Annotated in this window: 16 protein-coding genes, 1 pseudogene and 1 other annotated feature; of the genes and pseudogenes, 11 read left to right on the top strand and 6 right to left on the bottom strand. The window is 59.0% G+C overall.

What is annotated here, in order from left to right:
- Positions 1–33 precede the first annotated feature (33 nt).
- Positions 34–3,213, bottom strand: a complete 3,180-nt coding sequence (locus LOKVESSMR4R_RS00445; RefSeq protein WP_087205733.1) for an efflux RND transporter permease subunit — start codon at positions 3,211–3,213, stop codon at positions 34–36.
- Positions 3,210–5,420 carry an efflux RND transporter periplasmic adaptor subunit gene (locus LOKVESSMR4R_RS00450; protein ID WP_087205735.1) on the bottom strand — a complete coding sequence of 737 codons (2,211 nt, stop codon included), beginning with the start codon at positions 5,418–5,420 and terminating at the stop codon, positions 3,210–3,212. Before LOKVESSMR4R_RS00450 ends, LOKVESSMR4R_RS00445 begins: the two co-directional genes overlap by 4 nt.
- Positions 5,421–6,152: 732 nt before the next feature.
- On the opposite strand from LOKVESSMR4R_RS00450, the gene LOKVESSMR4R_RS00460 reads away from it, so the two are divergent.
- From LOKVESSMR4R_RS00460 to LOKVESSMR4R_RS00470, 3 genes are read left to right on the top strand one after another with little or no spacing between them, the layout of a single operon-like run.
- Entirely contained in the window at positions 6,153–6,629 is a 477-nt protein-coding gene (locus LOKVESSMR4R_RS00460; RefSeq protein WP_087205740.1) for a DUF305 domain-containing protein, read from the top strand.
- A gap of 59 nt (positions 6,630–6,688) precedes the next feature.
- Positions 6,689–9,136: a heavy metal translocating P-type ATPase gene (locus tag LOKVESSMR4R_RS00465; RefSeq protein WP_087212281.1), complete on the top strand. Its 2,448-nt coding sequence runs from the start codon at positions 6,689–6,691 to the stop codon at positions 9,134–9,136.
- Between the two features lie 41 nt (positions 9,137–9,177).
- Positions 9,178–9,597 carry a c-type cytochrome gene (locus LOKVESSMR4R_RS00470; RefSeq protein WP_087205742.1) on the top strand — a complete coding sequence of 140 codons (420 nt, stop codon included), beginning with the start codon at positions 9,178–9,180 and terminating at the stop codon, positions 9,595–9,597.
- A 40-nt stretch (positions 9,598–9,637) separates the two neighbouring features.
- On the opposite strand, the gene LOKVESSMR4R_RS00475 is transcribed toward LOKVESSMR4R_RS00470, so the two are convergent.
- Positions 9,638–10,243, bottom strand: coding sequence for a Crp/Fnr family transcriptional regulator (locus LOKVESSMR4R_RS00475; protein WP_157898087.1), 606 nt, complete (start codon positions 10,241–10,243; stop codon positions 9,638–9,640).
- A gap of 67 nt (positions 10,244–10,310) precedes the next feature.
- On the opposite strand from LOKVESSMR4R_RS00475, the gene LOKVESSMR4R_RS00480 reads away from it, so the two are divergent.
- The gene (locus LOKVESSMR4R_RS00480) at positions 10,311–10,871 is read left to right on the top strand and encodes a hypothetical protein (protein WP_157898088.1); all 561 of its coding nucleotides are present in this window, start codon (positions 10,311–10,313) and stop codon (positions 10,869–10,871) included.
- A 144-nt stretch (positions 10,872–11,015) separates the two neighbouring features.
- Here LOKVESSMR4R_RS00480 and LOKVESSMR4R_RS00485 read toward each other — a convergent pair.
- From LOKVESSMR4R_RS00485 to LOKVESSMR4R_RS00495, 3 genes are all read right to left on the bottom strand, one after another.
- Positions 11,016–12,223, bottom strand: a protein-coding gene (locus LOKVESSMR4R_RS00485; RefSeq protein WP_237331867.1) for an IS3 family transposase whose coding sequence is annotated in 2 segments (ribosomal slippage) — positions 11,016–11,899 and positions 11,899–12,223 — 1,209 coding nt in all. Because the reading frame shifts where the segments join, the coding sequence is not laid out codon by codon here.
- Positions 12,224–12,294: 71 nt separating this feature from the next.
- Complete coding sequence (locus LOKVESSMR4R_RS00490; RefSeq protein WP_087205750.1) at positions 12,295–13,569, bottom strand: MFS transporter; 1,275 nt, start codon at positions 13,567–13,569, stop codon at positions 12,295–12,297.
- 9 nt (positions 13,570–13,578) lie between these two features.
- Positions 13,579–13,857, bottom strand: coding sequence for a metal-sensing transcriptional repressor (locus tag LOKVESSMR4R_RS00495; protein ID WP_087205752.1), 279 nt, complete (start codon positions 13,855–13,857; stop codon positions 13,579–13,581).
- Positions 13,858–13,920: 63 nt separating this feature from the next.
- Here LOKVESSMR4R_RS00495 and LOKVESSMR4R_RS00500 point away from each other — a divergent pair, with 63 nt between their 5' ends.
- The 7 genes and pseudogenes from LOKVESSMR4R_RS00500 to LOKVESSMR4R_RS00530 all read left to right on the top strand — a co-directional run.
- Complete coding sequence (locus LOKVESSMR4R_RS00500; RefSeq protein ID WP_157898089.1) at positions 13,921–14,280, top strand: hypothetical protein; 360 nt, start codon at positions 13,921–13,923, stop codon at positions 14,278–14,280.
- 54 nt (positions 14,281–14,334) lie between these two features.
- Complete coding sequence (locus LOKVESSMR4R_RS00505; RefSeq protein WP_087205756.1) at positions 14,335–15,072, top strand: HupE/UreJ family protein; 738 nt, start codon at positions 14,335–14,337, stop codon at positions 15,070–15,072.
- A 15-nt stretch (positions 15,073–15,087) separates the two neighbouring features.
- On the top strand, positions 15,088–15,702 hold the full coding sequence (locus LOKVESSMR4R_RS00510; RefSeq protein ID WP_087205757.1) for a transmembrane anchor protein: 615 nt from the start codon (positions 15,088–15,090) through the stop codon (positions 15,700–15,702).
- Between the two features lie 419 nt (positions 15,703–16,121).
- On the top strand, positions 16,122–17,153 hold the full coding sequence (locus LOKVESSMR4R_RS00515) for an IS110 family transposase (RefSeq protein ID WP_087205760.1): 1,032 nt from the start codon (positions 16,122–16,124) through the stop codon (positions 17,151–17,153).
- 425 nt (positions 17,154–17,578) lie between these two features.
- Positions 17,579–19,969 (top strand): strawberry notch-like NTP hydrolase domain-containing protein, encoded by a 2,391-nt coding sequence (locus tag LOKVESSMR4R_RS00520; protein WP_237331868.1) that lies wholly within the window; start codon positions 17,579–17,581, stop codon positions 19,967–19,969.
- A protein-coding gene (locus LOKVESSMR4R_RS00525) for an IS3 family transposase (RefSeq protein WP_420645897.1) occupies positions 19,923–21,157 on the top strand; the annotation gives its coding sequence in 2 pieces (ribosomal slippage) (positions 19,923–20,220 and positions 20,220–21,157; 1,236 coding nt in all). The genes LOKVESSMR4R_RS00520 and LOKVESSMR4R_RS00525 overlap by 47 nt, the downstream gene beginning before the upstream one ends.
- Positions 20,210–20,326: a sequence feature (AL1L pseudoknot), on the top strand. It overlaps the preceding gene by 117 nt.
- 42 nt (positions 21,158–21,199) lie before the next feature.
- Positions 21,200–21,418, top strand: a pseudogene (locus tag LOKVESSMR4R_RS00530) (hypothetical protein); the annotation flags it as partial.
- Between the last annotated feature and the right edge of the window lie 41 nt (positions 21,419–21,459).

Below are 21,459 nucleotides of genomic sequence, written 5' to 3' on the forward strand. Positions count from 1 at the left end.
AGTCCTTTCAGGTTGGGTTTTGATTGGCAGGTCCTATTCCGCCGGTACAGGTGCTGCGGGTTCTTGAGCTGGTTGCAGCAATTCTCTGTTGACCCGTTTCAGGGCCAGCCTTTTCCAGATCACGAAGATCGACGGAATGACAAAGAGCGTCAGAAGGGTCGCGGTCGCCATGCCACCGATCATCGGAGCCGCGATCCGCTGCATGATCTCGGACCCGGTTCCGGTGCCGTACATGATCGGAATCAGTGCTGCGAATATGGTTGCGACTGTCATGACTTTGGGACGGACGCGTAGGAGCGCGCCTTCAAAAACAACCTCTTCCACATCTAGCGAGGTCATTTCGCGCCGCTCAGTCGCGGCTTCTTTCTTGCGTTTTTCCCATGCCAGATTGAGATAGAGCAGCATCACGATGGCCGTTTCGACCGCCACGCCAGCCAGCGCGATAAAGCCCACCAGAACAGCGACCGAAATATCGAAGCTGAGATACCATAGGAACCAGACGCCCCCGGCCAGGGCGACCGGGAGGGCGGCAAGGATAATCCCCACCTCGATTACCCGATTGAAGGCCATGAACAGCATCAGGGTGATAATTAGAAGTGTCGCCGGAGCTACGAGCTTGAGCCGTTCCTGCATGCGTTCGATGTATTCGTACTGCCCGGACCACGTGATCGAATAACCCGTTGGTAGTGTGACCTGATCGGCGACGAGCGCACGAGCTTCGTTGACATAACCACCCAAATCACGCCCCGCGATGTCAATAAAGACAAATCCGGTGCGTCGGGCGTTCTCAGAGCGGATCATGGCAGGTCCATCGACGACTTTGATTTCCGCCAGACTGCCGAGCGGAATGTGCGCACCCGAGGGCGTCACCACCGGCAGATCGCGCAGCCGTTCGGGGCTGTTGCGCCATTCCTGCGGGTAGCGCAGGTTAATCGGGAAACGCTCAAGACCCTCGACGGATTCAGATACCTGCATTCCGCCTATGGCAGTCTGCACAACATCCTGAATGTCGCGGACAGACATCATGTAGCGGGCAGCGGCATCGCGATCCACGTTGATCTCAACAAAACGCCCGCCAATGGGGCGTTCAGCGTAGGCCGATGCCGTACCATCAATATTGGCCACCACGCGCTCTACCTCGATCCCGATCTGTTCGATCACACTGAGGTCTGCGCCGGATATCTTGACGCCCACGGGTGTCTTTATGCCGGTCGCCAGCATGTCGATCCGGTTCTTGATCGGTTGAATCCAGACATTGGTAACGCCGGGGATCTGTACCACACGATCAAGCTCGTTGCGGATCATCTCCATCGTCATGCCGGGGCGCCACTCGTCCTCGGGCTTCAACTGAATGGTGGTCTCGATCATCGTCAACGGCGCGGGATCGGTGGCGGTGTCCGCCCGGCCCAGCTTGCCATGCACGGTCAGAACCTCGGGCACCGTCGCAATCAGGCGGTCCGTCTGTTGCAAGACCTCGCGCGCCTTGCCGATAGACACACCGGGATAGAGCGATGGCATATAGAGGAAATCGCCCTCGTTCAGTTCGGGCATGAATTCGGTTCCGATACGCTGAAGCGGCCACATCATCGAGGCGACAAGTGCGCCCGCCAGCACCGTCGTGGCCCATGGCCACGCCACAGCGGCGTCCAAAAACGGGCGGTAAATCCAGATGACGATCCGGTTCAGCGGGTTCTTTCGTTCAGGCAGAATGCGCCCGCGCACGAAGTATCCCATCAACACCGGCACCAGCGTGATCGACAGGATTGCAGCAGCGGCCATTGCGTAGGTCTTGGTGAAGGCGAGCGGTTTGAAAAGCCGCCCCTCCTGGCTTTCCAGCACGAACACCGGCAGGAAGCTGACCGTGATGATCGCAAGCGAATAGAATAGGGCGGGCCCAACCTCTGAGGCACATTCACTGACGATGCGCCAACGATTTTCGTTCGTCAGTTTCTCCTTTTCGATCCGCCGGTGCATCGCCTCGATCATGACGATCGCGGCGTCCACCATGGCGCCGATGGCAATGGCGATGCCGCCCAGCGACATGATATTGGCGTTCACCCCTTGCAGCTTCATGATGATAAAGGCCGCAAAGATGCCAAGCGGGAGCGACAGCAGGATCACCAGCGACGACCGGATGTGTAAAAGAAAGGCGGCACAGACCAAAATGACGACGATGAATTCTTCAGTCAGTTTCTTTTGCAGGTTCTCGATCGCACGCTCGATCACGCCCGCGCGGTTGTAAGTGGTGACGATCTCGACACCTTCGGGCAGGCTGGATCGTAGCTCTTCGATGCGGGTTTCCACGGCCTTGATCGTGGCCAGCGCATTGCCGCCCCAGCGCAGGATCACCACGCCGCCGACGGCGTCACCCTCTCCGTTGAACTCGCCCACACCCCGTCGCATCTCGGGGCCAAGGCGAATGTCGGCGACATCGGCCAAAGTGATTGCCGCACCGCGCGCATTTACCATCAAAGGCGCTTTGGCCAGATCGGCCAGTTCGTCGACATAACCCGTGGAGCGGACCATGAATTCGGCCTCGCCCATCTCGATCACGCTACCGCCTGTCTCGCGGTTCGCGCCCTGGATAGCGTTGCGGATCTGGGCAAGCGTTACATCATAGGCGCGCAGTTTGTTGGGATCGACGACGACTTGGTATTGTTTGACCATGCCACCGATGGTGGCGACCTCGGACACGCCGTCGACAGTTTGCAGCTCGTACTTCAGGAACCAGTCCTGAAGCGTGCGCAACTCGGCCAGATCATGGCCGCCGGTGCGGTCGATGAGCGCGTATTGGTAGATCCAACCTACGCCCGTCGCGTCCGGTCCAAGCTGGGGTGAGACACCTTCAGGCAGATCGGCAGCGATCTGGCCAAGGTATTCCAGCACCCGCGTGCGCGCCCAGTAGAGATCGGTTCCGTCCTCGAACACCACATAGACATAGCTGTCGCCGAAGAACGAAAACCCGCGCACGTCGCTGGCCCCCGGCACGGCAAGCATGGCGGTTGCAATGGGATAGGTGATCTGGTCCTCGACCACCTGCGGCGCTTGACCGGGATAGGGCGTTTTGACGATCACCTGTACATCCGACAGGTCAGGAATCGCGTCTACGGGGGTTTCCCGAATTGCCCAGATACCCGCAACGGCCATCATCACCGCAAGAGCCAGAATGATCACGCGGTTCGCGATGGAGGCACGAATGATGGCCGGGATCATTGAATCACCTCGGGGGCCGCAGCCACGCCAACAAGCGTCAATGAGAAGTCCGCGTTGCGCTTGAGCAGAAGCGTGATCTCGTCTCCCTCCGGCAGGCGCGACACATCAACTGACGGATCAATGGCAAAATCCATCGTCATCCCCGGCATCCCGATCTCCATCATCGGGCCGTGGGTGATGTTTGCCACACCCGCCGCGGTATCGATGGCATTGATCGTGCCTGGCACTTCCATCGGTGGGGCAATGGGTTCGGCTGAAGCAAGGATCATTGTCATACCATCCGGGCGGGCGAAGGTCAGGGTCATCTCCTGCCCGGTAATCAACGCGGCAGGATCAAGCGCCGCCTCCAAGGCGAAGCCCATGGTCATGCCGGGCATCCCGATCTCGACAATTGGTCCGTGCGCGATCGTGGCCATGCGGGTCTCTGGATCAACGCTCTCGATCGTTCCAGACACCACAATCGGCGAGGCCGCAGCATCGTCTGTTGCCGCTTCCATCGGCTCAGACATGTTCATCTCGTTGTCGCTCATCATTCCGTCGCCTCTCACGGCGACGATTGTGAAGAGCCCATCCTCCCCTTTGGACAAATCAAACTCGACGGGCTGATCGAGCGGCACCTCTGCAACGTCGAACCCTGCAACTGGCATGTCCATCTGCATTGAAGGCCACCCCAATTCCGGGATCGGATCATGAGATAGTGTCAGTTTGCCATCCGCCGTAACGGCCATGACAGTTCCTGTGCCTGTTGCGGCAATTCCATCGTCGCTGCCAAGCTCGATCAGGCTGAGCAACCCGTCCGCGCCGCGTGCCGCGCGGAACGCCACCTGCAGACCCGGTTCCAACCGGCCCAGCGGAACATCGGCGCGCAACGGAAAACGCGATGTCATCGCAGGCCAATCCAGCGCGTCCAGTGCCGCATGTCTGATCGTGGCGCTGCGGTTTTCGATATCGAGCGCAATCAACTCGCCTGTCCCGCGCGCAGGAGCCTCATCCGTCGGTGCCATTCGCATCAGACCAGCGCTCAAAGCGCTCTCGCTGTCGATCAAAAACTGAGCGGAGGCCACGACTTCTTCACCGGGGGCAAGGCCCTGCACGACTTCCGTCCGGCCGCCTCCGCCAAAATTGTCCCGCAAGCCCGTTGTGATCAGGCGGGGCTTGAACGTGCCCTCTCCGGTTTTCAAAATGACGCGTTCGGCAGCGCCTGTGCGAATGATCGCCTCGGTCGGAACCGTCAGCGCCATGCGGGTCTCGTTCGGGATCAAGCTGACATTGCCGAACATGTTGGGCCTGAGCAGCCCTTCGGAATTGTCGAACCGCAGGCGCACGGGCAGCGTGCGGGTCTCGGCATCAAGCTCGGGATAGACGTAATCGACCACGCCCTCGAAGGTGCGTCCGTGCAAGTGCTCGAACCGCGCGACGGCACGCATATCTTCGGTCATGCGGGCGATGTCGCGCTCGAACACATCGACGATCAGCCAGACGGCACTGAGGTCGGTCAAAGAGACGGCGCGAACACCAGGTTGCAGGAACATCCCATCTGCTGCCTCGAGGGAGATGACCACCCCGTCCTGCGGGGCCAAAACCTCAATGTTGCGCGCAAGCACACCTTCGGCTTCGATCCGGGCGATCTGGTCGTCCGACATGCCGAGGCTCCGCAAACTGCTGCGGGCGGCTTCGAGGATGCGGGGGTCGCCATCTTCAACCGCGCGCACCAGATCGCTGCTGGCAGAGCCGATCTGGGGCGAGAACATTTCGAATAGGACGTCGCCCTTGCGCACCGGATCTCCGACGGCGCGGACGTTCAACGCCTCGATCCAGCCCTCGACGCGGGTATGCACATGGCTTGTCAGGTGTTCGTCATAGCCCACGAAACCCACCGTCTCGATCCGCTGCGAAATCTCGGCGGTCTGCGCAATCGCGGTGCGGACACCGATCGCATTGATCTCGGCCGCTGAAAGCGTCACCTCGGATGGATCGCCGGAGGGCTCCTCACCTGCAAAAACTGGCACCAAATCCATTCCCATGGGGGATTTGCCGGGACCCGGCTGCCGGAAATTGGCATCCATCGGCGCAACCCAATAGAGGATTTCTGGCCCTGTCGATCCGGCCATGTCCGAAGGATTGAAGTACAGTCTTTCCAGATAGATGCCACCAGCAACCCCGGCGGCAAGCGCCAGAATGCTCAGGGCTGAATATCGTCCACGCATTGTTGCCTCGACCCCAGTTCCGACAACGGAACTGTTTCTAATCAATTGCAGTCGCGCAGTCGCAGGATGCGGCCACGGTTCGGAAATCAATCAGAAGTGTCTTGGGGGTCGATCTTTTGAGGAGCTGACGCTGGAAGTTATAAGCCTGCCGCGATCCAGCAATGTGGCATCGGGCAAAAGCATGCCCGCAGCGAGGGGTTCCGATGACGGGAACGTCATGTGAAAGCAGCACGTTGAAGGCACGCAGTGCGCGCACTTCTCCTGTGACACACCATTTTCTTGGGCGGTTTCGGCAGTGTTCGCCATCTTTGCCAAGTGCATCGGACAGTCACTCTCTGTACCCGACATGACCTGGTGGTGCGCCTGGCTATCGAACATAGAGGCAGCGGCATGTGCAGAAGGCGATATGAGCTGAAAAACGAACACCAAGATCAGGAGCAAAAGCCCCATCGGTCGCAAAGCCGACCCGATCCCGAATCTTTCATTCAGCCATGTCATGCAGAGGTCATCCAGTGTTCAAGACCGAAATGCAAGTCAGATCGGCGTGAACGAGCTGATCAGCGAAGATCTGCAAACGCTAAGGCTCTGCAAATAAAAGCTGATTGATCGTTCACACGAAACGCTTTTCAAAGTCTGCCGTATCCAACCTGCTATAGTTTTCCTTTTTTGTTCGGAACCTTCCATCGCAGGAATGTTGTTTGTTTCCAAAGGCTGCAGTTTGGAGAATGAAAAATGAGCTATACGAGATTCATTTCAATGATCGTCACATCGACGGTCGTAATGTTCGGGTTAATGTATCTGAATACATATGCGTTGGGACACATCCAGTTCAGCGAAACACGGGCGTATATGGCGCTTTATATGGGTGCGGTGATGGCAGTCATAATGCTGCTTTTCATGTGGGGCATGTATAAAAAGAAAGCGTTCAACTATGCCATCATCGGATCGAGCGTGGTTGTCTTTGCCGTATCGCTCTTCTTACTGCGATCACAAACAACCGTTCAGGATGTGTCTTGGATGCGGGCGATGATTCCGCACCACTCCATTGCGATCTTGACCAGTGAGCGCGCGGAAATCTCTGACCCACGAGTGCAGCGACTTGCCCAAGACATCGTTGAAGCGCAACGCCTCGAGATTGCGGAAATGAATGCCTTGATCGCTGACCTTCAGGGAGGACCGCCCGCGACGCCGGAAATAGATGGGCGATGAGGCGGCCTTGACCTTCCAGTCACTGGAAGGACTATGTTGAGCCTATGGAGGACCTGAGCATGTCGGAGACAGCACTCGCCGAGAAAATCATCACGCGCGATCCCGTATGCGGAATGACAGTCGACGCGGACGCGGACAAACCGCGTCTGGAGCATGATGGGCATGTCTATCATTTCTGCCACGACGGATGCAGGGATAAGTTCGTCAAAGATCCTGAGGCGTATATCGAGGCGACCGATCCCGTTTGTGGGATGACCGTCACGCGGGCGACAGCGCAGTTTCTGTCAAAACATGCGGGTGATCGATTCTATTTCTGCTCGGAACGCTGCCAGCACAAGTTCGATGAAGCTCCCAACGACTATCTGGGGGATCGTGCCGAGAGTGAGCCGATGCCGGAAGGCACCATGTATACCTGCCCAATGGACCCTCAGATCGTTCAGGAAGGGCCGGGTGACTGTCCGATATGCGGCATGGCACTCGAGCCGATGATGCCCACAGCTGATGCAGGACCAAACCCCGAATTGGTCGACTTTCGACGCAGGCTCTGGATCGGAGGACCATTGGCGCTGGCCGTCCTCGCGCTTGAAATGGGCGGGATGATCGGCATTCCGTGGGCTGGGTGGTTCGGCGCTGAAACCGTCCGCTGGCTTCAGTTCCTGCTCGCTTCACCGGTTGTCCTCTGGATCGCGCTCCCATTCTTCAAGCGTGGCTGGTCGTCGATCGTGACCGGCAATCTCAACATGTGGACGCTGATCGCGATTGGCACGGGTGCCGCCTATGCCTTCAGCCTCGTTTCTCTCCTCGCACCGGGTATTTTCCCTGCCAGTCTATTGGGCGATCACGGTCCGCCACTCTACTTCGAGGCTGCGGCCGTGATCCTTATCCTTGTCTTGGTCGGGCAGGTGATGGAGCTGACGGCCAGAGAACGGACCGGTGACGCGATCCGCGCACTCATGGATTTGGCTCCCAAGACGGCGCGACGCGTGACGGATGCTGGCGACGAAGATGTAGCACTTGATGACGTGGTCAAAGGCGACAAGCTACGGGTGCGGCCCGGTGAAGCTGTGCCCGTGGATGGAATTGTATACGAAGGCCGATCATCAGTAGATGAAAGCATGCTCACCGGGGAACCTGTCCCGGTCGAGAAGGCTGCGGGAGACGCGGTCACGGGCGGCACTCTCAACAAGACCGGTTCGTTCGTGATGACAGCGGAGGCCGTGGGCAGCGATACAGTACTTTCAAGGATCGTTGCAATGGTTGCGAGTGCTCAGCGTTCGCGTGCGCCAATCCAGGCGATGGCAGACCGGGTGGCAGGCTACTTCGTGCCGATCGTCATCGGTATTGCAGTGCTGGCTTTCGTTGTCTGGATGGTCATCGGCCCAACACCAGCACTCGGCTATGCGGTTGTGGCTGCCGTCAGCGTTCTGATCATCGCTTGCCCCTGTGCCCTCGGGCTAGCCACACCGATGTCGATTATGGTGGCAACTGGACGGGGCGCTCAGGCAGGTGTCCTGATCCGAGACGCAGAGGCGCTGGAACGATTTGCAAAGGTGGATGTTCTCGTGCTCGACAAGACAGGCACGTTGACGGAAGGAAGGCCGACTCTGACGGATGTTGTCGCCTTGGGCGATAAGACAGAGAAAGAGGTGTTGGGGTATGCGGCAGCTCTTGAACGCGGCTCAGAGCACCCTCTTGCCGAGGCTATCCTGAAAGGTGCCGGGGAGCGCGGGGCCGGGAAGCTGGACCTAGCGGATTTCAGTGCGGTCACTGGCAAAGGTGTCCGCGGCAGAATTGACGAAACCGAAGTCGCCCTTGGCAACACGGCACTGATGCAAGGCCTCGGCGTCGACATTTCTGCTGTCAAAGATCAACTGGCCGCGTTCCAGAACAGCGGAAAAACCGCCATGCTCCTGGCTGCAGACGCTAAACTTGCCGGGATTGTCGCAGTTGCCGACCGGATCAAAGACACGACACCTGCGGCCATTCGTGATCTGCATGCAGCCGGTCTCAAGATCATCATGGCGACAGGAGACAGTCAAGGCACCGCAGACGCCGTCGCCCGAGACCTCTCGATCGATGAAGTGCGTGCCGAGGTCTCGCCCGAAGACAAGGCGGATCTGATCGCGGAACTGAAAGCGAAGGGATATTCGGTCGCTATGGCTGGCGACGGCGTGAATGACGCGCCCGCCCTTGCGGCGGCGGATGTCGGCATCGCAATGGGCACTGGCGCGGATGTTGCGGTGGAGAGCGCTGGCGTCACCCTGCTGAAGGGCGACCTCGGCGGCATCGTGCGTGCGCGGGTTCTGGCGCAAGCCACGATGCGCAATATCCGCCAGAACCTGTTTTTCGCTTTCATCTACAACACGGCGGGCGTCCCGATTGCAGCGGGCATCCTGTTCCCGGTTTTTGGCGTGCTTCTGTCACCCATGATTGCAGCGGCGGCAATGAGCCTGTCGTCGGTATCCGTAATCGGTAACTCGCTGAGACTGCGGAGTATCAAATTGTGAAGCTGGTCGTCTCAATCGGAATCGCGACTGCACTGGCGGGTATGGTTGCATTCTTTTTCTTTGACGCAGGTCCGCAGACCTCTGTAACCAGTGGAGACTATCTGCCGAACCTTGCGCGCGGTGAAGCGGTCTATGCGGAGGCATGTGCTTCATGTCATGGCGCAAATCTAGAAGGGCAACCGAATTGGAGATCACCGGGACCAGATGGACGTCTACCTGCACCACCGCATGACGAAACCGGTCACACATGGCACCATCCAGATCGATTGCTGCTTCAAATCACCGCTTTGGGCACTGCAGCCGTGGTCGGAAATGGATATGAAAGCAACATGCCTGGTTTTGGTGAAATGTACTCAGAAGATGAGCTTCGAGACGTGCTGGCATGGATCAAAACCCAATGGCCCGATCGTGAGCGCGACCACCAAGTGCAAGTCACCGCGCAGGACAGCCAAAGCAATTGACATGCGTTGACCGCCAGGTTCGTATTACAGGAATAAGCCGCTATGAGACGAGGCGCACACGTCCGCGCGCCGGCCTAATCACCCGCCCTTGTTTCTCAAGTCTGGCGAGTGCCCGGTAAAGTGCAGGTGCCGTCACATCCAGATCCTGCGCCAATGAAAGAAGCGGAACGTCTTCGGGCAAATCATCATTCTCATCCACCACCTCAATGAGCCTCGCGATAATGCCCTCGGTCAAAGGCTTGGTTGCCCTCAGTTCGAGCAATCGTCGGGACTGCATCAGCGACTTTGACAAATAAGCAGCAAAGCGCTGTGCGAGGTCAGGTGACGTCGCCAAAGCATCCAGAACGGCCTTCCGAGGCAATAGATCGACTGCGGCTGGTGTGCGTGCGACAGCGTCGCAATGGCAGGTTTCAGCAAAAAGGGATGCTTCAGCGAAGGTTTCGCCCTGCCCTGCCGCGTGAATGCGTATCGAACGCCCCGTCTCGGACCACCTGACCAGATCAATCCGGCCTTCATGCACCTTCATGAAACCCGGGCTCGTTTCTCCTTGGCGAAATAGGACTTCACCAGCGTTCAGCATCACCCGCCTTGCTTTGGCCGGTGCGCAATTATGGCTCAGTTCAGCAAAAAAATCGACAGTCGACATGACCATAATCATATTCGCATAGAGCGCTCGACGCTACCTATCATCCCAACCAAGAAAGGAAACTCCTGTGAAAGTTCTGTATCTCCCTTGCCTTATCCTGACTTGGACGCTTGCGACGGCGAGTACGACGTCAGCCCAGCACAGTGATCATCAAAATCATGGAAGCATGCATTCGACCACGACCATGCCAACGGAACCGGGCGATGCCTCTTTTGCCGCAATTAGCGAGATCGTGAAAATTTTGGCGCAAGACCCGGACACCGATTGGGAGCGCGTTGATATCGACGCCTTGCGCGTTCACTTGGTCGACATGACCCAGCTAATTCTGGGCGCGAGCGTTGAAACAGAAGAGATACCGAATGGCCTTCGAATGACAATATCGCGGTCGGGCCGTCCGGGGGGAGCCGCATCCCGCATGGTCCCCGCGCATGGTCCCGTCCTTGCGAGTGAAACCGGTTGGTCATCGATAGTCGTTTCCAACGAACGATCGATCACTTGGACCGTGACCGACCCCGAAGACGGCGATGTCTCTCAGATAAGGTCACTTGGTTTTTTTGGTCTGATGGCGACGGGGGACCACCACAGAGCACACCATATCGCTATCGCAAAAGGTGTTTCGACTCATTAGCGAGTGACCGCTTCGACCACATCGCTAAAGCTGATCCATATCTCTATCAAAGGCTACGGTGTGCTTATCGTATGCTCGGCCAATGCTGATGATAATCATCAATAACAATTGGGTGGCTGATCTTGCCCCCGTTTCACCGGACACTCAGGCGGTTGCGGTTTGAGCTGCGATGAACTCGCGTGGTGAGCGCATCTTCAGCCCCGAGTGCGGGTGGTTTTCATTGTAGTCTTCGAACCACCCGGCAATCAATCCAAGGACGGTGACGGCGTCTGGCAGCGGCGTGACATTCACGTAATCCCGCTTCAGGGTGTTGACGAATGCCTCTGATATTCCATTGCTCTGGGGGCTCTTCACCGGCGTATAGCAGGGTTTCAGGCCCAGCTGGCGGGCGAAGATGCGTGTGTCCTTGGCGATGTAGGGCGAGCCATTGTCGCTGAGCATCTCGACTTGGTGCGGCGCGCGATAGCCGCCGAACCGCGCCTCCACCGCCGCCAGCATCATGTCTCGCACGTCGGAGCCACTGATGCCCGCGTTCACGACGACGCACCAGGCGATGATTTCTCGGTCGTGGGCATCGATGATGAATGCGCCACGAATGATGTCGCCGTTCCAGCAGGTGAACTCGAAGCCATCACTGCACCAGCGAAGGTTCGATCGCATGGTCACGATCTTGCCGTTATGCGCGCGGTCAGGCCGCTCGGTGTAGTGGCGTGCCAGCAGCAGGTTCTGGGCCCGCATGATCCGGTAGACGCGTTTGTGGTTAACAGGCGCTGCGCCCGCGGTGCGTAATTGCCGGTTCAGGATGGCCGTGATGCGACGATATCCGTAGGTCGGTCGCGCCGCCACGAGTGCAGTGATGAGCGGCACCACCGCCGCATCTTGCGCTTTGTGATAGCGCCGACGCGGCTTCGCGCTTCCTGTCACCCGGGCGTGCAGGTTCGATCTGGAGACGCCCAGGGTCTCGGCCACGACGCTCATCGGGAACCGTCCTTCGGCTGCGACTGCGCAAGCCACGTCAGTTTTTTTGAGCGTGACTTGTCGAGCGCCTCCTTCAGGATCTCGACTTCGAGGGTCTTGCGTCCCAGTTGGCGCTCCAGCTCGCGAATGCGATCCTCCATCTGCCGGACAGCGCGATTGCTTGTGACGTCATCGTCTCCTGACACGGCCACGGCTCCCCCTTCCAGCATTAGACGCCGCCAACGATACAACAGGTTGGGCGCCACGCCATTCCGGCGCGCAACGACCGAGATGCTGGCGGTCTCGTCCAACGTTTCCTCCACAATCCGCAGCTTCTCGGATGACGACCAGCGACGTCGGCGGCCGCCATCGGTGATGATTTCATAGTCAGACATAAGCACGTGCTTAGGGCTATCCCTAAGCCTCCATGGTTATGCCTGAGTGTCCGGTCGAAAGGGGGGCCAGTTCAGTGGCTGTGTGATCGGCCGCCGCGAACATGCGGGTGATCTTCTGGAAGATCATCATGAACATGTTCGAAAGTTCCAGTATCGTCACGCGCCCAAAGTAAGACCCCACAAATTATCCCAATGGCTGCGAGCAATGCCAAGAATGTAAAGGCCGTTGTGGGTCCCGTGATGGTAATCAGCCAGCCTGCAAGCGGGTATGTCACCAGCCAGCAGGAGTGTGATAAAGCAAACTGAGCAGCGTAGACGGCGGGTCTGTCTTCAGCGTGTGCGGATCGTTTGAGTAGCCGCCCTGATGGGGTCAGCACGACAGAATAGCCGATCCCGATAACGAACCATCCCGCAAGCAGTGGGAGCCACTGCGTGTAGTAGATCAGTGAGATCAGCGACAGACTGAGCAGCGAGATAACCAGCACTGCCGCACCGCCGATCATCACCGGGCGGTCGAGGAAGTTGTCCAGAAGTCGGGGAAGCAAAAGGGCGGCCAGCATTGACCCGCCACCGAATGCACCAAGAGCAATGGCGACTTGCGCATCCCCAAGCCCCAGATCGGCGCGGACCAGCACCACGGTGTTGACCAACACCATAGAACCCGCTGCTGCCGCTGCGAGGTTGAGCGACAACAGCCCGCGCAGGCGCGGTGTGGCGAGGTATATCCGCATCCCGCGCGTGGTGCGATCATAGATGCCCCGATGCGCGGTTGGTTGCGGGCTGGGCAGCAGAACCGACACGACCAGAAAAGCCGAGCCAACGAATCCGATCACGGTGCCGAAGAACAACGCATGATAGCTCACGAAGGTCAGCAGGATTGCGGCTAACATCGGGCTGATGATGTTCTCAAGGTCGTAGGCCAGCCGTGAGAGCGACAGAGCCCGAGTATACCGGTCTTCCTCTGGCAGGATGTCGGGGATGGTCGCCTGAAACGTCGGCGTGAACGCGGCAGATGCGGATTGCAGCACAAAGATCAGGATGTAGGCCTGCCAAACCTCGGTTACGAATGGCAGGCACAGCGCCACAGCGGCGCGGACCAAGTCGAGGCTGACCAGCATCGTGCGGCGCGGCCACCGATTGGCGAAGGCCCCAGCGATGGGCGCAATTCCGACATACGCCACCATTTTGATGGTGAAGATCGTGCCCAACACCAGCCCTGCGCGTTCGCCTGACAGATCATAGGCCAAAAGCCCCAGAGCGATTGTTGCAAGACCTGTCCCAAGCAGGGCCACGATCTGTGCAAGGAAGAGATGCCGGTAAGTGCGATCAGCCAGGACAGAGAGCATGGGCCTTCCTCATAAGTACTTGGTGATCGCCTTGAACTCTGCTGTTGCGGGCGCGCCGTCCCTGCCCGCACCGGCCATTGCAGCATCAAGGCAATGGTCGATATGATCCTGAATCAGGGTGCGCTTGGCCTGCGTGATGGCCTTCTCGACAGCATGGAGTTGCTGCGCGATGTCGGTGCACGGGCGCTCCGCCTCGATCATCTCGATCACGCTGAGAAGATGGCCGTTGGCACGTTTCAGCCGCTTGATAATATTGGGGTGGGTTGCATGGGGCGTGTGTTTTGTCATAAACAGACGGTATCCCCCCTGGGGGGATAGAGCAAGCGGGCCAAGACCTGCAGAAACGGGCACATGAAACGACAGGTGAACTCAGTCCTGCGCTATGCAATGACCATCGCTTTGGCGGTCGGGATCATGGTGTCGTCTTATGCGCAGAGCGAGCTGCATGAATTTGCCGAGTTCGCAGAACTCCTGGCCGAGCATCAGGCCGAGATCGAAGACCATGGCCATTCCCATGATGATATCGTGGATATTCTGCACATTTTCCAAGGCCATGCCCATGAGATGGCCGATCACGACCACAACACCGCCTATCTATCCCCCAGACGCGGCTTGGGTTTCGTTGCGCCTTCAAGCACCACTTGGTCTCTGATTGAAATTGCAGCGTCCGACCGCAGCGCTCACGATTTAGATCGACCGCCACGAGTGTGATGTCGCGCCTATCCGGCGCTGTCCTCCATCAAACTCAATAAACGGAAAATCAAAATGAAACCCAACCGATCCTATCGGTCAGGGCACCCGTCGCATGCTTTGCGGCAGACCCTGATCCTATTTACCACTATCGTGCTGATACTGATCGCTTTCGCGACCTCGGCTTACGCCCATGCCGTGACCCCCGGTGACGCGGGCTATATCCAGGAGATTTTCGGGGTGCATATCATCTCGTTCATCTATCTGGGCGCAAAGCACATGATTACGGGATATGACCATATCCTGTTCCTGCTCGGCGTCGTCTTCTTCCTATACCATATGAAAGACGTGGCGATTTATGTCAGCATCTTTGCCGTCGGCCACTCCGTCACCATGATTGCGGGCGTCTGGTTTGGCTGGGGCATCAACGCCTATATCATCGACGCCATCATCGGCCTGTCGGTTGTCTACAAGGCGCTCGACAACCTTGGCCTCTATCAGAAATGGCTCGGGTTTCAGCCAAACACCAAGGCCGCAACCCTGATCTTCGGTCTGTTCCATGGCACCGGCCTTGCGTCAAAAATCCTGGATTATCAATTGTCCGAAGACGGGCTGCTCGCGAACCTTCTGGCCTTCAACGTGGGCGTCGAGGTGGGTCAGCTTTTGGCGCTCTTCGTGATCCTTATCGTGATGGGGTACTGGCGTCGCAGCCCCAACTTCATGCGTCAGGCTTCTGTCGCGAACATCATCATGGTCGGCCTTGGCCTTCTGCTCACCTACCAGCAGATCGCAGGCTACATCGCCAGCACATAGAGATTGGAAAGAAAAATGAACAACGCACCGAAACCCAACATCGAAGACCTGCCGACCCCCACCCAATTACGCCGGTCCACCATCATTGCCAGCCTGACGGCAGTCGCCATAGGCGTTATGGTCTACCTGCCCGCCGAATACGGCGCCGACCCCACAGGCGTAGGGAGCATCCTTGGCCTTACGGAAATGGGCGAAATCAAGCAGCAGCTTGCCGCAGAAGCGGCGGCGGACGAAGCGCTTCATGGCAACGATGACAGCTCATCTCTGATGAATGATATCTTCGGCCTATTCGTCGGGGCAGCGCACGCACAAGAGGCCTGGCAGGACGAGATCACATTTACCCTCGCGCCCGGCGCATCCACCGAGATCAAGGCCACGATGGAGGAAGGTGCCACTATGAACTACTCGTGGGTCGCTACAGGCGGGCGGATCAACTTCGATCTTCACGCTCATGCAGATGGTGAGGAAGTGACCTACGACAGAGGTCGCGGCCAAACATCAGGTGACGGCAGTTTTGAGACCCCCTTCGCGGGGGATCACGGCTGGTTCTGGCGAAACCGTGATGATGCTGACATCACCGTGATCCTGCAATTGCGTGGTGACTACAGCGAGATCGTTCGTAGCGAGTGATGCAAGAAACCAGCCACCCGCTCAGGGATGTGCGGGTGGCCGCAAGGCCAGTACTGGAAGGTTAAGCCGACATCCAAACGGTGTGCAGCATCGGTCAGGTTGGGCTCCTAGCGGCCGGTCGCCGCCCGCCGCCTCAATGTCGGCTTTATTGATCAACAAGTTCGGCGGTTTTGCTGCGTGGCTTTCTCTTTGTTGCTGAGGAGGGCGGATTGCGTTGACGGCCCGCCCTTCTTAATAGCTTTTGGGCCGGATCCCCTGAAAAGCGAAAGATGCCGTAATGGGGCTATCGGCGAATCGAGCACGTTTCGCTTGCTTGACAGCATGATGTGGAGTGCCGTTGCCCTTGATGCGCCTGCAGCGCGTCTACGAGGTCGTATGTTTCCATGCGCCTCAATTCCTAAGAATAGAAGGGCAACGACATGAATGTATTTATCGGACTGGATGTATCTCTGGCAAGCACGGCGATTTGTGTGCTGGGGCCACAGGGGAGGATTGTTGAAGAATTACAGGCGGAAAGCGAGCCTGAGGCATTGGTACGTGCAATAGCGTCATTGTCATATTCGATCGATGCGATCGGGCTCGAAGCCGGACCTTTGTCCCAATGGCTGAGCAAGGGAATGGAAGAAGCTGGCTTTGACGTGGTCATGATGGAAACGCGGTTGGTGAAAGCCGCTTTGAAAGCCATGCCGATCAAAACCGATCGGCGCGATGCTCAGGGCATTGCGCGCTTGCTTCAAATGGGATGGTACAGGCCCGTGCACCGCAAATCGGTGTCCTCCCAGGAAATCCGCGCGTTGCTGACAGCGCGCAAGTCAGTTCAGCAGGCCATCATCAACCTTGAGCTTTCCATGCGGGGTGTTTTGCGGAACTTCGGTCTGAAGCTGGGACACGTCACCCGGATCAGGTACGAGGCCCGGGTGAGGGAACTGGTTGAGCAGAATGAAATCCTGTCGGTGTCGACAGAGGCCCTTTTGCGCGCGCGTGCGCAGTTGCGCGCCGAGTTGGCTGAAATGGATGCGACAATCGCGGATCTGGCAAAACAAGACGACGTTTGCCGTCTGATGATGACGATGCCGGGCGTCGGTCGGATCGTCGCCCTGACGGTCAAATCCGCGATCGACGATCCGACCCGCTTTGCGCGATCGAAGGATGTTGGTCCGTGGGTGGGGCTGACGCCGAAGCGCACTCAATCCGGAGAGATGGACATCGTCGGGCAAATTACGCGAGCCGGCGACCGGGCCCTTCGAACGGCCTTGTATCAAGCGGCGATGATCTTGATGCACCGTGGGTCACCAAACTGGCTCCAGGCCTGGGCGCTCAGAGTGGCCCATCGGCGTGGATCGAAACGGGCTTTGATTGCACTTGCGCGGCGCATTGGCGTTGTTTTGCACCGCATGTGGCGAGACGGCACACCATTCCGCCATGCGCAGAGCTCCCCGGCAACGGTCTGAGTAATACAATTCCAGAACTTGATCGGACGGAGGAATGCACTGCACCTGACGACAGGTACGACGAGGTCCCTTGCCGGGACGGGGTTCCTGGAGATGCCGAAAGCCCGCTAGTTATCGGCTAACGCTGAATACGCGTAAAAGATGGGCACCCAGGACCAGATTTGGACCAGGCATAGAGTGGCAGTCATGAGGCTGACTACGGACGGAAGAGCGAAGCCCGTGCAGGGGGTGTCCTTCAGTCCTGACGTGCGGGTGCAGTGAAAAAGAAAAAGTAAGCTTCTGAATTTGTGTCTTAAAACTCGGCGAGGAATGAGATCTTCGCCGGGATTTTTGACTTGCCCGAAACCCTTGACAGAGGCCCGCCCCATTACGGAAGCGGGCTTTTTGTCCTTTGGAACTCAGACCCTGATCCAAAGGAAACCCCCATGACCAAGCCCAATCCGGCAAACCCGGCATTCCCAATCTCCGACACTGATCTCGTCTCTGCCATCGCGCAGATCGGCGCGGAGGTCGACCACCAACCCCTGCGCAGCTCAGCGCTCGCGCGCATCATGCGCGAGACGTTTCATGGCAGCGATGCCGGCGGTGCCTGGGACTGGCGCATGGCATATGACCTGATGCAGGCCGCGGCTGTCCAGGTGCTGCTGCGTGGGGACGGCGCGGCAGGTGACATGGCCGCTGCAAAGCTGCTTGCCTCACGGCTCCTGACGGAAACGCGCCGGTCAGAGCAGCAAATCCGGCTCCAGCAGTTTTCCACGCCGCTGGCATTCGCGGCGCTGGTCTTACGGGCGGCGGCGATCCGCAAGGGCGAGACCGTGCTGGAACCCTCGGCTGGCACTGGTGCCCTGACCGCTTTCGCTGCCCGGGCCGGTGCCACGCTTGTGCTCAATGAAATCGACCCCTTTCGCCAGCGCCTCCTGCGCGCGGTTTTCGGCGGCGAGGTCACAGGCCATGACGGCGAGCATATCGATGATCTGCTGCAGACGCCGGTTCTACCCGACGTCGTGGTGATGAACCCGCCCTTCGCCTCCTCGGTCGATCGCTCCCGAGACAAGCACATCGCCGCCAAACATCTCATCGCGGCAGCAAAGCGCCTGGCGCCCGGTGGGCGGCTGGTGGCGATCATGCCGCCGGGATTCACGCCCGAACGCGATGCCGCGCATTGGTCCCGCGCCTGCAGCCTCCTGACGCCGCGACTGGCGTTGACGATGCCGGGGCAGGTCTACCGCAAGCTCGGCACCTCTGTCGAAACCCAGCTGATGGTCTTCGACAAGGTGCAGGAGGATGGCGAGATGATCCGCGCCATTGTGTGCGATCTGGATGAGGCCCTTCCTTTTGTCGACGCCGTGGCCGCGACCCGGCCCGAGATGCGCCCCGTACAACAGGCAGCGGCGATCCCTCATGCTCAGCCGACCGTTCCATCATCTGCCCCGCGCAACCGCCGCGCTGCGCCTGTTGCCGCCTCCAAACCCCGGGCCAATGCCGTCCGTCCGCTCAGCTTCACAAGCTTTGAGACCCCTCGCGACAACACGCCCATCTCGGACATCTATGCGCGCTACCGTCCTCAGCGGATCGAGATTGCGGGTGCGCAGGAACACCCCACGCCGCTCGTCGAAAGCATCGCCATGGCCTCGGTTGCCCCGCCCATGCCCTCAAACACGGGCAGTGATGACTTGCGCTTGCCCGCACGGTTGATCGAGGAGGGACATCTCTCCGAGGCGCAGCTGGAAACCATCATCATGGCGCATGACGCCCATGGGCGCGACCTGCCCGGTCAGTTTACCATCGATGACGACCAGACCAAGCTGACGCGCGCCGATGATGACCCGGATGCACGTGCCTATCGCCTTGGCTATTTCCTCGGCGACGGCACCGGTTGCGGCAAGGGGCGCGAATGCGCGGGGCTCATTCTTGTGAACTGGCTTGCCGGGCGCAGGAAGGCGATCTGGGTTTCCAAATCCGCCACGCTCATCGAGGACGCGATCCGCGACTGGACCGATCTTGGCGGCTCGCCAGCTGACATCCAGCCGCTCTCCAAATGGAAACCGGACCAGCCTGTCCCTATGGGTGACGGTATCATCTTCGTCACCTACGCCACGCTGCGGTCCGCGGGCAAATGCGGCACCACGCGCCTGAGCCAGATCCTCGCCTGGATGGGTGAAGACTTTGACGGCGTTCTTGCCTTCGATGAGGCCCATGCCATGCAGAACGCGGCCGGGTCCGAGCAGGGCAGGGGGGTCAAACCCTCCCAGCAGGGCCTTGCTGGCCTGCGGCTGCAACTGGCAGCACCCCGCGCCCGCGTCTTCTACATCTCGGCCACGGGCGCCACGAGCGTGCACAACCTGGCCTATGCCGCGCGGCTGGGGCTCTGGGGGCAGGGACCCGAATACCCCTTCCCGAGCCGCGAGAGTTTCGTGTCGGCGATGGAAGCCGGCGGCGTTGCCGCCATGGAAGTGGTCGCGCGTGATCTCAAGACGCTCGGCCTCTACACGGCGCGCGCCCTCAGCTTCGATGGCGTGGAGTATGACGTGCTCGAACACGCACTTACTCCGGCCCAAATCGAGATCTACGACGCCTATGCGGGTGCCTTCCGCACCATTCACCACAATCTCGAGGCGGCGCTGACGGCGACCGGTGTCAACGATGCCTCGGGGGAGACCAACGCCTCCGCCGCACGTGCCTCGGCCAAGTCCCGGTTTGAAAGCACCAAGCAGCGCTTTGAACCGCCCTGGGTTTACCGGAGAGTAAAACACTCAAAGGATGAACCCTATGACAAAGAATCGACATACCCCCGCCTATCCTGCCGAACTGCGTGAACGTGGTGTTCGGCTTTTCAGAGAGAACCGTGCTGACTATGCCAGCGACACGGCAGCCTATAAGGCAATTGCGCCGAAGCTTGGCTGTTCACCGGACAGCCTGCGCGTCTGGTGTCAGCAGGCCGAACGCGATGCCGGGCAGCGGGCTGGGCTGACAATTGCCGAGAAGGATCGGATCAAGGAACTTGAGCGTGAGGTCCGTGAACTGCGCCAGGCCAACGAGATCCTGAAGAAGGCCAGCGCATATTTCGCAGCGGCGGAGCTCGACCGCCCGTTTCGCAAATGATCGTGTTCATCGACGATCACCGTCGTGTCCATGGTGTCGAGCCGATCTGCCGGGTTCTGGGGATCGCACCATCGACGTATTACGCCCTCAAGGCCGTGGAGCGTGATCCGGACCTGGCATCGGATCGGGCTAAGCAGGATCAACTGGACATGGCCGCCATAAAAGAGGCCTTCGATGGCAGTCGGGGCCGATACGGCGCGCGCAAGGTTTGGCACCAGTTACGCCGCAGCGGGCACGATATCGCTCGCTGCACTGTGGAGCGGCTTATGAAGGCTATGGGATTACAAGGGGTTGTGCGGGGCAAGAAAGTGACCACGACCAACCCCGATACGGCACAACCTTGCCCGGACGACAAGGTGAACCGGGCTTTCGTGGCCGCTATGCCGAACCAGCTCTGGGTCAGTGACTTCACCTATGTCTCCAGCTGGCAGGGCATGGTCTATGTGGCCTTCGTCATCGACGTCTTCGCCCGCAAAATCGTCGGCTGGCGCGTCTCGACCTCGATGACCACCGGTTTCGTGCTCGATGCCTTGAACCAGGCCATCTGCCAGCGCGCCCCGTCCGAGGCGGACAAGCTCATCCACCACAGCGATCGTGGCAGCCAATACCTGTCGATCCGATACACCGAACGGCTGGCCGAGGCTGGGATTGATACTTCGGTGGGCAGCGTTGGTGACAGCTACGATAACGCCCTGGCCGAAAGCATCATCGGCCTGTTCAAGACCGAGGTCATCAAGTTTCTCGGTCCATGGAAATCGGTCGGCCAAGTCGAATGGGAAACTCTCAAGTGGGTCGACTGGTATAACAAAACGCGCCTGCACAGCGCCATCGGATACATTACACCGAACGAAGCAGAGGAGGCATTCTACGCAAACTTGAACGTTGACGAAAAAGCAGCGTAATCATTGAACCACAAACTCTCCGGTAAACCCGGGGCGGTTCACTTCTTCAACCATCTCCTGATGGGCATGAAAGCCCCGACCATCATCCGCGCCATCGAGGATGACCTCGCGGCGGGCCACGCTTGCGTCATCCAGGTGGTCTCGACAGGTGAGAGCCTGCTGAAACGCCGGCTTGAAACGATGGACCCCGACGACGAGCTCGTCGAGGGTGCCTTGACGCCGCGCGACTATGTCTTATCCGGAGTTCCGGATAAAACATAATATGCCGCGTCACCGTTATGCGGAGTTCGGGATTTCAACCT

The organism is Yoonia vestfoldensis, from assembly GCF_002158905.1.
In the GTDB taxonomy this organism is placed as follows: domain Bacteria; phylum Pseudomonadota; class Alphaproteobacteria; order Rhodobacterales; family Rhodobacteraceae; genus Yoonia; species Yoonia vestfoldensis_B.